Origin of the sequence: Streptomyces taklimakanensis (genome assembly GCF_009709575.1) — a bacterium.
GTDB lineage: Bacteria > Actinomycetota > Actinomycetes > Streptomycetales > Streptomycetaceae > Streptomyces > Streptomyces taklimakanensis.
Genome location: NZ_WIXO01000001.1, coordinates 1573099 through 1586813 on the forward strand (window position 1 = coordinate 1573099; position 13715 = coordinate 1586813).

General features: G+C 71.2%; 14 protein-coding genes. 6 read left to right on the top strand and 8 right to left on the bottom strand.

The features are described from left to right. Positions 1-48 precede the first annotated feature (48 nt). The 4 genes from F0L17_RS06980 to F0L17_RS06995 all read right to left on the bottom strand — a co-directional run bounded on the left by F0L17_RS06980 (position 49) and on the right by F0L17_RS06995 (position 2548). Positions 49-624, bottom strand: a complete 576-nt coding sequence (locus F0L17_RS06980) for a TerD family protein (protein ID WP_155070382.1) — start codon at positions 622-624, stop codon at positions 49-51. 159 nt (positions 625-783) lie between these two features. Continuing rightward, positions 784-1359 (bottom strand): TerD family protein, encoded by a 576-nt coding sequence (locus F0L17_RS06985; RefSeq protein ID WP_162466758.1) that lies wholly within the window; start codon positions 1357-1359, stop codon positions 784-786. 116 nt (positions 1360-1475) lie between these two features. Next, on the bottom strand, positions 1476-1934 hold the full coding sequence (locus tag F0L17_RS06990; RefSeq protein ID WP_155070384.1) for a peroxiredoxin: 459 nt from the start codon (positions 1932-1934) through the stop codon (positions 1476-1478). A gap of 173 nt (positions 1935-2107) precedes the next feature. Then, entirely contained in the window at positions 2108-2548 is a 441-nt protein-coding gene (locus F0L17_RS06995) for a DUF3052 family protein (RefSeq protein WP_162465907.1), read from the bottom strand. Positions 2549-2972: 424 nt separating this feature from the next. Here F0L17_RS06995 and aceE point away from each other — a divergent pair, with 424 nt between their 5' ends. Continuing rightward, positions 2973-5705 (top strand): pyruvate dehydrogenase (acetyl-transferring), homodimeric type, encoded by a 2733-nt coding sequence (gene aceE / locus F0L17_RS07000; RefSeq protein ID WP_162465908.1) that lies wholly within the window; start codon positions 2973-2975, stop codon positions 5703-5705. 119 nt (positions 5706-5824) lie between these two features. Here the strand turns inward: aceE and F0L17_RS07005 are convergent, their stop codons facing one another. Beyond that, a complete protein-coding gene (locus tag F0L17_RS07005; protein WP_238419280.1) occupies positions 5825-6118 on the bottom strand; it encodes a small hydrophobic protein in 294 nt (97 codons plus the stop codon). Positions 6119-6187: 69 nt separating this feature from the next. On the opposite strand from F0L17_RS07005, the gene F0L17_RS07010 reads away from it, so the two are divergent. Then, positions 6188-6991 (top strand): potassium channel family protein, encoded by an 804-nt coding sequence (locus F0L17_RS07010; RefSeq protein WP_155070386.1) that lies wholly within the window; start codon positions 6188-6190, stop codon positions 6989-6991. Here F0L17_RS07010 and F0L17_RS28280 read toward each other — a convergent pair. Beyond that, complete coding sequence (locus F0L17_RS28280) at positions 6972-7472, bottom strand: peptidase inhibitor family I36 protein (protein ID WP_155070387.1); 501 nt, start codon at positions 7470-7472, stop codon at positions 6972-6974. The genes F0L17_RS07010 and F0L17_RS28280 overlap by 20 nt on opposite strands. 190 nt (positions 7473-7662) lie before the next feature. Beyond that, entirely contained in the window at positions 7663-9264 is a 1602-nt protein-coding gene (locus F0L17_RS07020) for an MFS transporter (protein WP_155070388.1), read from the bottom strand. 80 nt (positions 9265-9344) lie between these two features. Between F0L17_RS07020 and F0L17_RS07025 the strand changes: the two genes are divergently transcribed. After that, entirely contained in the window at positions 9345-10043 is a 699-nt protein-coding gene (locus F0L17_RS07025) for a TetR/AcrR family transcriptional regulator (RefSeq protein WP_420802391.1), read from the top strand. 239 nt (positions 10044-10282) lie between these two features. Beyond that, positions 10283-11203, top strand: coding sequence for a DUF4429 domain-containing protein (locus F0L17_RS07030; protein ID WP_155070390.1), 921 nt, complete (start codon positions 10283-10285; stop codon positions 11201-11203). A 48-nt stretch (positions 11204-11251) separates the two neighbouring features. Here F0L17_RS07030 and F0L17_RS07035 read toward each other — a convergent pair whose 3' ends face one another. Further along, positions 11252-11833, bottom strand: coding sequence for a MerR family transcriptional regulator (locus F0L17_RS07035; protein WP_155070391.1), 582 nt, complete (start codon positions 11831-11833; stop codon positions 11252-11254). Positions 11834-11969: 136 nt separating this feature from the next. Between F0L17_RS07035 and F0L17_RS07040 the strand changes: the two genes are divergently transcribed. Beyond that, entirely contained in the window at positions 11970-12788 is an 819-nt protein-coding gene (locus F0L17_RS07040; protein ID WP_155070392.1) for a serine hydrolase domain-containing protein, read from the top strand. A gap of 22 nt (positions 12789-12810) precedes the next feature. Beyond that, positions 12811-13527, top strand: a complete 717-nt coding sequence (locus F0L17_RS07045) for a type 1 glutamine amidotransferase (protein WP_155070393.1) — start codon at positions 12811-12813, stop codon at positions 13525-13527. The last annotated feature ends 188 nt before the right edge of the window (positions 13528-13715 follow it).

The following is a 13715-nucleotide window of genomic DNA, read 5'->3' on the forward strand; positions in this document are numbered from 1 at the left end:
GGAATCCCCCCACGTCGTGGGCGACGGGGCCGCTGTTCGCGGTCCGCTTTACGAAACGTTGACCCCGAAGTCTAGGGCGATGCCCCTCAGCCCTGACGCGTACCCCTGCCCCACCGCGCGGAACTTCCATTCGGCGCCGCGCCTGTAGAGCTCGCCGAAGATCATGGCCGTCTCCGAGGAGGCGTCCTCGGTGAGGTCGTAGCGGGCCAGCTCGACGCCGTCGGCCTGGTTCACCACCCGGATGTAGGCGTCGGTGACCTGGCCGAAGCTCTGCCGGCGGGCGTCGGCGTCGTGGATCGACACCGCGAAGACGACCCTGTCGACCCGCGGGGGCACCCGGGAGAGGTCCACCGTGATCGTCTCGTCGTCGCCGCCCGTGCCGCCGACCAGTTCGTCGCCGGTGTGCTCGACCGAGCCGTCGGGGCTGGTGAGGTTGTTGTAGAAGACGAAGTACTCGTCACCGAGCACCCGGCCGCCCGCGCACAGCAGCGCGCTGGCGTCCAGGTCGAATCCCGCGCCCGTGGTGGAACGGGCCTTCCATCCCAGACCGACCTGGACCCGGATCAGATCCGGTGCGGCCTTCGAGAGGGAAACGTTTCCCCCCTTGGCGAGCGTGACGCCCATGTTCCCTTCCTCTCCCGGTGCGGCGGTGCGGTCGGTGTCGTCAAGCCCGTCCGGCGCCGCACACCCCCCGAACACGGAAGTCTGCGGCGCCGGACTCCGTCGAGCTCGGGTGCGACCGACCGACGGCAGGCGACGACGGTGCGGTGCGCCCCGGTGGCCTCAGACGTTGACGCCGAAGTCCTGCGCGATGCCGCGCAGGCCCGAGGCGTAGCCCTGGCCGATGGCCCGGAACTTCCACTCGGAACCGTGGCGGTAGAGCTCGCCGAAGACCATCGCCGTCTCGGTGGAGGCGTCCTCGGTGAGGTCGTAGCGGGCCAGCTCCCGGCCGTCGGCCTGGTTCACCACCCGGATGTAGGCGTTGCGGACCTGGCCGAAGCTCTGCTGACGGGCCTCGGCCTCGTAGATCGACACCGGGAACACGATCTTGGCGACGTCCGCCGGCACCCCGGCGAGGTTCACCTTGATGACCTCGTCGTCGCCGTCGCCCTCACCGGTGAGGTTGTCGCCGGTGTGCTCCACGGAGCCGTCGGGGCTGGTGAGGTTGTTGAAGAAGACGAAGTTCCGGTCGTCGGCGACCTTCCCCTCGGTGTTGGTCAGCAGCGCGCTGGCGTCCAGGTCGAATTCCGCGCCCGTGGTGGTGCGGGCGTCCCAGCCCAGACCGACCATGACGGCGGTCAGGTTGGGGGCTTCCTTGGTCAGCGAGACGTTGCCGCCCTTGCTGAGGCTGACTCCCACGAGTCCTCCCGGTGGTTCCATGAGAGCACGGTGTGCCCCCAAATGCGTGTGCTGTGGACAACGAGCCGATCCTAGTGATCGGTTCCCTCCCCCCGTAGGGGCTCGTACCCGTGCGCCTACAGGTTCTCCAGCGCCTTGGCGTACTCGTTCAGGTCCCGCGCGTCGGGCAGCGCGTTGACGACGCTCCAGCGCACCACGCCCTCCTTGTCGATGACGAAGGTGCCGCGCAGGGCACAGCCCTTCTCCTCGTCCAGGACGCCGTACGCGCGCGCGGCGGCCCCGTGCGGCCAGAAGTCCGACAGCAGCGGGTAGTCCAACCCCTCCTGTTCGGCGAAGACGCGCAGCGTGAACGGCGAGTCACAGGAGACGGCCAGGAGCTGGACGTCGTCGTTGACGAAGCGGGGCAGCTCGTCGCGCAGGGCGCACAGCTCACCGGTGCACACACCGGTGAAGGCGAAGGGGTAGAAGAGCAGGACGACGTTCTTGCGTCCGCGGAAGTCGGCGAGCCGGACGGTCTCGCCGTGCTGGTTCCTCAGCTCGAAATCCGGGGCTTCGGTACCGGCCTCGATCGCCATGGGGCTTCCCTTCGGTAGGTGACGGCCCCACCCTACGCAGCGAGCCCCCGCGCGGTGTGTCCGCGCGGGGGCTCGGGGTCTGGGGCGCCGTCCCGGGCCCGCGGGGCGGGCCGACCGGACCGTGGGCCGACCGGTTCGGTCGGCGGTCCGGTTCCGGGCACGGTGCCCGCGGTTCAGCGCTTGCCGGTACGGGCGGTCTTCGGGGTGACCAGGCGGCTGCCGGTCCAGTCCTTGCCGGCGTTGACGGTGCTGGTCTGGGCCAGGCCGGCGGTCTGGGCGGCCTCGCCGATCTCGCTCGGCTCGACGTACCCGTCACGGCCGGTCTTCGGCGTCATCAGCCAGACCGGGGCTCCGTCCTCGATCAACGTGATGGCGTCCACCAGCGCGTCCGTCAGGTCGCCGTCGTCCTCGCGGAACCACAGGACCACGGCGTCGGCCATGTCGTCGTAGTCTTCGCCGACGAGCTCCTGGCCCGTGATGGCCTCGATTCCCTCACGGAGTGCCTGCTCGGCGTCGTCGTCGTAACCGAGCTCCTGGACCACCTGCCCGGGCTGGAAACCCAGCCTCGCGGCAGGGTTGGTCCGCTCCTCCGCGTGGTCCGCGGTCGCGCTCACGGATTGCCTCCTGTCATCTTTCGAAAAGTAGTGGGTGCTCCCGCGCGGACGCGCGGGGCATGGGGCGTAGTCCACACGGGCCGGACCGATCGCGCAAGTACCCGGCCGTCGGGGCCGCCCAAACGTTGACGTGTCGCCGCGCACCACCTGAACCAGCATGACGCGCCGGACGGCCGTACGCCTATTTTGCCCCATTGAATGACGAATAGGGGAGGAGTCGAACGGCCGTGCGTGGACCACCGGCGGCGGGGGCGTAGGGTTGCCGTTCGGCCGCCTCACGCCCCGGCCGCACCGGCCCGGGCACCCGGGCGTCTCACCGAGTGGGGTTACCGCTCGGTAGAGATGACGTATCCGCCCCAGCGGTACACGATGGGAGACGGCGCGACATCCCTGCAGAGCAAGACCGAACAAGCGAAGGAACAGCGTGGCTTCCGGATCCGATCGCAACCCGATCATCATTGGTGGCCTTCCCAGCCAGGTCCCGGACTTCGATCCCGAGGAGACCCGGGAATGGCTCGACTCGCTCGACGCGGCCGTCGACGAGCGAGGCCGGGAACGTGCCCGCTACCTGATGCTCCGCCTCATCGAGCGTGCCCGCGAGAAGCGTGTGGCCGTGCCGGAGATGCGCAGCACGGACTACGTCAACACCATCGCGACCAAGGACGAGCCGTTCTTCCCCGGGAACGAGGAGATCGAACGCAAGATCCTGAACGCGACCCGCTGGAACGCGGCCGTGATGGTCTCCCGCGCCCAGCGGCCGGGCATCGGAGTGGGCGGCCACATCGCCACCTTCGCCTCCTCCGCCTCGCTGTACGACGTGGGTTTCAACCACTTCTTCCGCGGCAAGGACCGCGGTGACGGCGGGGACCAGGTCTTCTTCCAGGGACACGCCTCCCCCGGCATCTACGCCCGCGCCTTCCTGCTGGACCGGCTCACCGAGACCCAGCTCGACGGCTTCCGCCAGGAGAAGTCGAAGTACCCCGACGGTCTGTCCAGCTACCCGCACCCGCGGTCGATGCCCGACTTCTGGGAGTTCCCGACGGTCTCCATGGGCCTCGGCCCGATCGGCGCGATCTACCAGGCGCGGATGAACCGCTACATGCAGGCGCGCGGGATCGCGGACACCTCCAACTGCCACGTGTGGGCCTTCCTCGGCGACGGCGAGATGGACGAGCCGGAGTCGCTGGGCCAGCTCTCCCTGGCGGCCCGCGAGGGGCTGGACAACCTGACCTTCGTGGTCAACTGCAACCTCCAGCGGCTCGACGGTCCGGTGCGCGGCAACGGCAAGATCATTCAGGAGCTGGAGTCGTACTTCCGCGGCGCCGGCTGGAACGTGATCAAGCTCATCTGGGACCGCTCCTGGGACCCGCTGCTCGCGCAGGACCGCGACGGCGTGCTGGTCAACAAGCTGAACACCACTCCCGACGGCCAGTTCCAGACGTACGCCACCGAGACCGGCGCGTACATCCGCGAGCACTTCTTCGGCGGCGACCACCGGCTGCGGAAGATGGTCGAGAACATGACCGACGAGCAGATCCTGCACCTGGGGCGCGGCGGTCACGACCACCGCAAGGTGTACGCGGCCTACAAGGCGGCCCGGGAGCACAAGGGTCAGCCGACGGTGATCCTGGCGCAGACGGTCAAGGGCTGGACGCTCGGCCCGAACTTCGAGGGCCGCAACGCCACCCACCAGATGAAGAAGCTGACGGTCGAGGACCTCAAGCGCTTCCGTGACCGGCTGCACCTGCCGATCCCCGACAAGGAGCTGGAGTCCGGCCTGCCCCCGTACTACCACCCGGGGCGGGACTCCGAGGAGATCCAGTACATGCACGACCGGCGGCGCGAGCTGGGCGGCTACGTACCCACGCGCGTGGACCGCTCCAAGCCGCTGGTGCTGCCGGGCGACAAGACCTACGCCACGGTGAAGAAGGGCTCCGGACAGCAGCAGGTCGCCACCACGATGGCGTTCGTCCGACTGCTGAAGGACCTGATGCGGGACAAGGAGATCGGCAAGCGCTTCGTGCTGATCGCCCCCGACGAGTACCGCACCTTCGGCATGGACTCGTTCTTCCCGTCGGCCAAGATCTACAACCCGCTGGGCCAGACCTACGAGTCGGTGGACCGCGAGCTGCTGCTGGCCTACAAGGAGTCCCCGAACGGCCAGATGCTGCACGACGGCATCTCCGAGGCGGGCTGCACGGCCTCGCTGATCGCCGCCGGTTCGGCCTACGCCACCCACGGCGAGCCGCTGATCCCGGTCTACGTGTTCTACTCGATGTTCGGCTTCCAGCGGACCGGCGACCAGTTCTGGCAGATGGCCGACCAGTTGGCGCGGGGCTTCGTGCTCGGTGCCACCGCCGGCCGCACCACCCTGACGGGTGAGGGTCTCCAGCACGCCGACGGTCACTCCCAGCTGCTGGCGTCGACCAACCCGGCCTGCGTCGCCTACGACCCGGCCTTCGGCTTCGAGATCGCCCACATCGTGCAGGACGGGCTGCGGAGGATGTACGGCGAGAACGCCGAGGACGTCTTCTACTACATGACCGTCTACAACGAGCCGATCGCGCAGCCCGCCGAGCCCGAGGGCGTGGACCGCGAGGGCATCCTCAAGGGTCTGTACCGCTACCGGCAGGGCGAGGCCGGGTCGATCCCGGCGCAGATCCTCGCCTCCGGCGTGGCGGTGCCGTGGGCCGTGGAGGCCCAGCGGATCCTCGCCGAGGACTGGAACGTCCGGGCGGACGTGTGGTCGGCCACCTCCTGGAACGAGCTGCGTCGGGAAGCCGTGGCGGTGGAGGAGCACAACCTGCTCAACCCGGAGGAGGAGCAGCGAGTGCCGTACGTGACCCGGAAGCTGCGGGACACCGAGGGCCCGGTGCTGGCCGTCTCGGACTGGATGCGTTCCGTGCCGGACCAGATCGCACGCTGGGTCCCGAACCGGTACCAGTCGCTGGGTGCCGACGGCTTCGGCTTCGCGGACACCCGCGGTGCCGCCCGCCGCTTCTTCCACATCGACGCCGAGTCGATCGTCCTGGGCGTGCTCACCGAGCTGGCCGGGGAGGGGAAGGTGGACCGCTCGGTCCTCAAGCAGGCCATCGACCGGTACCGACTGCTCGATGTGGCCGCGGCCGACCCCGGCCCGGAGGGCGGCGACGCCTGACGGGCCTCGGCGGGAACCACGGGGGGTGAGGAGCCCACGGGGCTCCTCACCCGCCCTCCGACAGGTCTCGACCCCGGCTGCTTCGGCCGGGGCCGAGACCTGTTCGACGTTCCGCGCGGTCACATCACCAGGCCCCACGGACCGGCGGTGGTCAGCAGCCATATCAGCCCCAGGACGGTGTCCACCGCCCCCAGGACGAGGGCCACCACGGCGAGCGTCGGGCGGTTGCCGGACCAGCTCCGTCCCATGGCGAGCCAGCCGCAGACCATCGCGATGGGCCCGAGCACGATCCCCATCACGAAGAACCCGGCGACCGCGCAGACCACGCCGATGACACCGAACGACGAACGCTCGTCCCCGGTGAGGTCCCCACCGCCACGTCGCTTGCCCTCGAAGTACCGTGTGCCCGTCATCATCGCCTCCCGAGGTCGTCGGACCGGGCTGCCGTATCTGATTCCCCGAGGGGTCCATACGATGCTGGGATGACGGGCAAAACGGAAACCGGGGACAGCGCGGCCAAGGAGCGCTGGGAACGCAGAACACAGGGACCGCTGCTGGTGGCGGCGGTGCTCTTCGCCGTCGCCTATGCCGTGCCGATCGTGGTGACGGACGTCGCTCCGTGGATCCGGACCGCCTGCCGGTACATCGAGTGGAGCGTGTGGGCGTTCTTCGCCCTGGACTATGCCATCCGGCTCCGGCTGGCTCCCAGACGGTGGAGGTTCGTACGCGAGCAACCGCTCGCGCTCCTGGCCGTGCTGCTTCCCCTGCTCCAGCCCCTGCGGCTGCTGCGCCTGGTCTCCGCTCTGCTGTTGGTCGGGCAGCGGGCCCGGATGACCTTCCAGGTGCGGCTGACCACCTATGTGGCCGGTTCCTGTGCGGGCCTGCTGATGTTCGGCTCGCTGGCCGTGCTGGAGGTCGAGCGGAACTCGCCGAACGGCAACATCCAGACGCTGGGCGATGCGGTGTGGTGGTCCTTCACCACCATGACCACGGTCGGCTACGGCGATCTGGCACCGACCACCGGACTGGGCCGGGTGTTGGCCATCGGCCTGATGCTCTCGGGCATCGCCCTGCTCGGTGTGGTGACCGCGAACATCGCGGCCTGGTTCATCGCGCGGTTCGACCAGGAGGCGTCCGAGGAGCGGCGGCAGACCGCCGCGATCGAGGCGCTGACGGCGGAGGTGCGGGCCCTGCGGGAGGAGGTCACGGAGCTGCGGGGCGGGAGCGCCGGCTCCGACGATTCCGCGACCGGTGCGTCGCCGCACGTCAGCTCTCCCAGATCTTGATCGCCCGCACCTGGTAGTCGGCCCGCGGCGCCCAGGAGCCCGACGGGTAGGTGTCGAACTCGCCCGTCTCGGCACATTCGGCGCTCTGGTAGGCCGTCACGGGCCTGCCGGTGCGGTTGGCGAGCGAGGTGGCGCTGGTGCCCCGGGGCAGGGGCGCACAGCTCTCGATGTCGGTGTCGGCCAGCTCGTGGGTGTGGCGCGGGCCGCGGAACTCCGTCCGCTCCCACAGGCAGAGCTGCCCGGCGGCGCACTCGCCCAGGCGCGGCCCCCGGTCCGCCGCGACGGCCGTCTGGGGTGTCAGGGCGGCGAGCAGGACGGTCGCCACCGAGGCCAGGGCCACCGGCAGGGCGGCGCGCGCCCCTCGCCCCCGGCGCCCGTGGTGGACCGGACCGTGAGCCGAACCGTGAGCCGAACCGTGGGCCGGGGAGCGGGCCGGGCCGCCCGCGGTGCGGATGTGACGAGTGCCGTGTGCGTGGCGCATGTGGGTCTCCCCCGTGTCGGTCGTGTCGTGATCGTCGCGCGGCGGCCGGACGACGACCGGTCGGCAGCCACCGCGCGGTGATCAGCTTCGACGCGTGACGGCCGGCCTGCCAAGGGCAGACCGGCCGTTTCACCGGGACGGGTAACGGAGTTGTCCACAACCGGCCGGTTGTCCACAGCCCCGCGTCGGATCAGACGTGCACCGAGGGCCCCGTGTCATGCTGACCGCCCTTGGTGAACAGCGCGACGCCCGCGGCCAGGGCGGCCACGATGCCCGCGAGGGTGAAGGCCAGGCTCATCCCGGAGAGGAAGGAGTCGTGCACCACCCCGGTCATGGAGTCGACCACCTGCTCCGGGGTCCCCTCCGGGGCCGGCGGGACGATGCCCAGCTCGGCGGCCTCTCCGAGGGCGTCCGCCTGCTCCGGCGGCAGTTGGGGCAGCTGGGCGTCGGCCCACTTGCCCGGCAGGACGTCGTGGACGCGGGAGGCCATCACCGCGCCCAGGACGGCGGTGCCCAGGCTGCCACCGACCTGCATGGCCGCCTGCTGGAGGCCGCCGGCGACCCCGGCGTGCTCCAGCGGGGCGTTGCCCACGATGACCTCGGTGGCGCCGACCATCACCGGGGCGAGGCCGAGACCGAGCACGGCGAACCACAGCGACATCTCGACGGTGCCCGTCCCCCGTCCCAGGGTGGACAGGCCGAACATGGCGACCGCGGTGACGATCATCGCGCCGACCAGTGGGGCGCGCGGACCGACCTTGGTGATCAGCGCTCCCGCGAGGGGCGAGGAGACGATCATCATCGCGGTCAGCGGCAGCAGGTGCAGCCCGCTCTCCACCGGGCTCATGCCGTGGACGTTCTGGAGGTAGAAGGTGACGAAGAAGATCCCGCCCATGAAGCCGAAGGCCATCAGCACCATCAGCACGGCGCCCGCCGACAGCGGGACGGAGCGGAACATGCCCAGCGGCAGCAGGGGCTCGCGGACCTTGGCCTCCCAGAGCACGAAGGCCGTGAAGGCGGCCGCGGCGATCCCGAGGAACGTCCACGTCCCGGTGTCCCCCCAGCCCCACTCGGGTGCCTTGATGATCGCCCACACCAGGCAGAACATCGCGGCGGACAGCAGGGCGATGCCGGGGACGTCGAAGGATCGCGGGGCGTTCTCCGCCCGGTGGTCCACCAGGATCGCCAGGCACAGGACCACGGCGAGCAGGCCCACGGGCACATTGATGAAGAAGACCGACTCCCAGCTCACGTGCTCCACCAGGAGTCCGCCCACGATGGGGCCGGCCGCGGTGGAGGCCCCGATCACCGCGCCCCAGATGCCGATGGCCATGTTGAGCTTCTCGGCCGGGAAGGTGGCGCGGAGCAGCCCCAGGGCGGCGGGCATCAGCAGGGCGCCGAAGAGTCCCTGGAGCACCCGGAAGGTGATGACCATGGCGACGCCCTCGGACAGACCGATGGCCGCGGAGGTGGCGGCGAAGCCGACGATGCCCACCAGGAACGCCTGTCGGTGGCCGAAGCGGTCGCCGAGCTTGCCCGCGGTGATCAGCGCGACGGCCAGGGCGAGGAGGTAGCCGTTGGTTATCCACTGGACGTCGGCGAGCGAGGCGCCGAGGTCCTTCTGGATCGCGGGGTTGGCTATGGCCACGATGGTGCCGTCCAGGGCGACCATCACCACGCCGAGCGCGACGGCGAGGAGCGTCAGCCAGGGGTGGCCGCGCACTCCGGTGCGGGAGGGCGCCGTTTCCGACCCGGGTGTGACGGGAGGGGCGGGAGCGGTCTCGGAAGTCATGGCCGTGAGCTTAGTGTCAGCGGCTGACACATTCGGAGTCGTTCATGTGTCGCCCGGTTGTCGCGCGGCTCACGGATAAGGTGTCCGCCACCACAGAGCCGGCAGGAGGTGACCGGTTGACCGGCCTGCGCGAACGCAAGAAGCGACGCACTCGGGACGCGCTGGTCCGCACGGCCCACGAACTGTTCGTGGAGCGGGGGTACGAGCGCACCACGGTCGACGAGATCGCCGAGTCCGTGAACGTCTCCCAACGGACCTTCTTCCGCTACTTCGCCGGCAAGGAGGAGGTCGCCCTCACCCTCCAGCGAATGGTCCAGGAGCGGTTCCTCACCGCCGTGGCGGAACGCCCCGAGCGCGAGACGCCGATGCGGGTCCTGGGCAACGCGCTCGACACGGCGTGGGACGGCATCGGCGACGCCATCCGGGAGGTCGTGCCGATCGAGCTGTACATGCGGATGTGGCAGGTCATCGAGACGACGCCGGCTCTGGTCGCCGTCCACCTGCGGCACTGCGCGGAGCAGGAGGACCGGCTCGTCGCCGAGATCGCGCGTCGCGCCGGGGTCGATCCGGACGACGACCCCCGCCCGCGGGTACTGGTCGCCGCCTTCTCGGGGGTGATACAGCTCGCCGGACGGCGCTGGGCGGCCGACTCGGGTGTCACCGTCGAGGGCGCCCGCCGGCTCTTCCGGGGTTACCTCGAACAGTTGGGCCCCGCCCTGGCCGAGGAGTGGGAGCCGTACCGCGGGAGCGCCGGCGACACACGGCCCGTCCGGAGGTGAGCGGGTGACAGCCGGCCGCGGCACCACCCTTCACCCGTTCGGACGAGTTCCACGCTTCGGACGAGTTCCACGCGGTGAAACACGAGGAGGGTCACGTCGGCCGCTTCGCCCCCGGCGCCGCCGCCCCGGCGAACATGACAGCCGTGGGTACGGCTTCCCACCACCGGGTGCACGGGGTGTGACCTATGTGGTCCCTCCTTGGGAGGACGACCGGCCCACCGACGCATACGATGACCCACATGGGTGACGTGCTGGCCGGAATCAACTCCTCCTGGGAGTTCGACACCGACTCCGTGCTCGTCCGTTTCGAACGGGGGATTCGCACACCGAAGCTGTTCCACGTGCTCGGCGAGCGGCGCGTCCCCTACGAGGCCCTGAGATCGGTCGAGCTGGCCCCCGGCACCAGGAAGGGCACGGTGGTGCTGCGCGCCGAGCCCCGGCCGGGCGCCGACCCGCTGATGGACGTCGCCGCCGGTCAGCTCAGGGAGACCAGCGACCCCTACCGCCTGGTCCTCCCCACCGAGTACGAGCCCCTGGCCGCGTCCTGGGTCAGCGAGGTGGCCTCCGTCCTGGGTCCGGCCTCCGCCGAGCCCGCCGAACGCCACCTGGTGGCGGCCCCCGCCGCTCCCCTGCAGTTCAAGGCGTACGACGGCAAGGTCTCCTTCGACGGGGAGACGGTGTCGTTCCGCTGGTTCTGGACGGGAGCGTCCTCGGCGAAGTGGAAGGCGGGCGACCAGACGTTCGCGGTCGGTGAGCTGGAGGACGTCGAGTGGCGCTCGCCCGAGGTCGTGGGCGGCCATCTGCGGTTGGTGCGCCACGGCGAGCGGGACCGTCCCCCCGGCGGGTCCCAGGAGCCTCCTCCCGAGCCCGACCAGGATCCGGCCGCCGTCGTCTTCGGTCTGGGGTACGGCCTGGTGCACGAGTCGTTGCCGCTGGCGGCCTCGGTGCTGGAGGCGGTGCGGGCGGCCGGGGCGTCCCCGTGCCGGGACGCGGACGTGGCGACGCCCGTTCCCCACGCCCGGGACCTGTCCACGTCGGTCCGGCCCGCTCCCGCCGACATAGCCGACCGCATCCGGCACCTGGGCGAGCTGCACGACGCCGGGCTGCTCACCGACGACGAGTTCAGCGTGAAGAAGGCCGAGCTCCTGGCCGAGCTGTGAGTCCCCCGCCCCGGGGCCCCCGCTCCGCGCTCCTCACGCGGAACGCCCTCACCCGTGCCCGGCCGGCGGACGCGGGGCGCGCGTCGGCCGGGCGTTCCGGTTCCGGTGTTCGCCGTGCGCGTCGGGTCGGATCCGCTCCGACGCCCGGCGGGCGTCCGCGTAGAAGTCGATCTTGAGGTCGAGCACCGCGAGCGTGCTGCGCAGTTCGTCGATCCTGCGCAGCACGTCCTCGCGCGTGGCGCGCAGCAGATCCTGCCGCTCCTCGAAGGTGTGGTCGCCCTCCCGCACCAGTTCGGCGTAGCGCACCATGTCCGCGACCGGCATCCCGGTCAGACGCAGCTTGGCGACGAACGCCAACCAGTCCAGGTCGCGGTTGGTGAAGCGCCGCTGCCCGGTGTGCGAGCGGTCGATGTGCGGCATCAGGCCGATCCGCTCGTACCAGCGCAGCGTGTGGGCGCTCAGCCCGGTGACGGCGGCGACCTCGCTGATCGTGTACCGGTCCTGGCCGTCGGGCCGCGGGTGGACCACCTCCGTCGAGGCGCACGCGTCCAGGGGTGGCACCCCCGCCGCGCTCCGCGCGCTCTCGTCTCCCGGTCGTTCCCGCTCCGTCTGCGTCCCCACCACGGTCATATGGTGAACGCTACGGAGTTGGAGCGCACTCCAGGCAAGCCCGTGGGGCCGTTCCGCCGGCCCGGCACCACCGTGCTCCCGGGCACCGTGGGGATGCCGTGGGGACGCCGTGGGCCCCGCGTTAGGCTCGTGCCCCATGGAGAGCCTGCGCACGATCGAGAACTGGCCGGTCACCACGGCGGCCGCGGCCGTCGTCCGCGCCGACGGCACGGTGGCCGGGACGCACGGCCCCGTCGACCACCGCTTCCCGCTGGCCTCGGTGACCAAGCCGCTGGCGGCGTACGCCGCGCTGGTCGCCGTCGAGGAGGGCGCGATCGACCTGGACGAGCCCGCCGGTCCCGAGGGTTCGACCGTCCGGCACCTGCTGGCCCACACCTCCGGGCTGGCCTTCGACGAACAGCGCGTGATGGCCGCGCCGGGCGACCGTCGGATCTACTCCAACACCGGTTTCGAGACCCTCGGCGACCACATCGCCAAGGCCACCGATATCCCCTTCCCCGAGTACCTGCGGCAGGCCGTCCTGGAGCCGCTGGGCATGACCGCCACCGAGCTGTCCGGTTCCCCGGCCAAGGACGCCGTCTCCACCGTGTCCGACCTGGTCCGCTTCGCCGCCGAACTGCAGGCCCCGCGCCTGCTGGACCCGCGGACCGTCGCCTCGGCCACCTCGGTGGTCTTCCCCGGCCTGTCCGGCGTGCTGCCCGGCTACGGCAACCAGAAGCCGAACGACTGGGGCCTGGGCTTCGAGATCCGCGACGGCAAGTCCCCGCACTGGACGGGATCCTCCTCCTCGCCCCGCGCCTTCGGCCACTTCGGGCAGTCGGGCACCTTCCTGTGGGTGGACCCGGACGCCGGCGCCGCCTGCGTGGCGTTGGCGGACCGGGCCTTCGGCCCCTGGGCGATCGAGGCCTGGCCGCCCTTCACCGACGCGGTCCTGGCCGAGCTGCGCGGGCACTGAACGACACCGGGAGGGCCGGAGCATGGGAGAGGAGCGGCCGCGCGTGCTGGCCGTGCAGCACACCCCGAACGGCGGCCCGAGCCGGTTCGGCCGGTGGTTGGCCGAAGGTGGGCTCGCCCTGGACGTCATCCGCGCGTACGACGGCACGCCGCTGCCCGGACGTCTCTCCCACCGGGCGCTCCTCGTCCTGGGCGGCGGCTACCTGCCGGACGACGACGAACGCGCCCCCTGGCTCGCCCCCACCCGCGCCCTGGTCTCCCAGGCGCTGGACGACGGCGTGCCGGTGTTCGGCATCTGCCTGGGTGGGCAGATGCTGGCGCTGCTCGCGGGCGGCACGGTCGCGGCGGAGCACGGCCGGCCGGAGATGGGCAGCACGGCGCTGACGCTCCGACCGGAGGCGGAGGACGACCCGCTCTTCCGCGGACTGCCGCGCCGTACCACGGCGATCGAGCACCACGTCGACGCCGTCACCGAACTCCCGCGCGGAGCACGGTGGTTGGCCGAGAGCGAGCACTGTCCGTACCAGGCGTTCGCCGTCGGCGACCGGGCGTGGGGCACACAGTTCCACCCCGAGGCCACGGCCGCCCGGGTGCGGACGTGGGATCCCGAGCGCCTGGCCCGGCACGGTTTCGACCCGGTCGAGACCGTGCGTCGCGCGGAGGCCGACGAGCCCGCCGCGGCCGAGGTCTGGCGCACGGTCGCCCTCCGCTTCGCCGCACTCGTCCGCGACGGCCGCTGAGCCGGCGCTCCGGCGTCCGCCCGCCCGTCACGTCCGGGTGGAACGGTTCACCGGTGGCGTCGAGCAGCGCGTTCTCGCCCGTGACGGAGCAGTCGAACACCCACCACCGACTCGCCCCCTCGCCCCGACCCCGGTGAGGCGCGAAGTGCGCCTCACCGGGGTCGGGGCGACCTCTTCGCCACGGACGG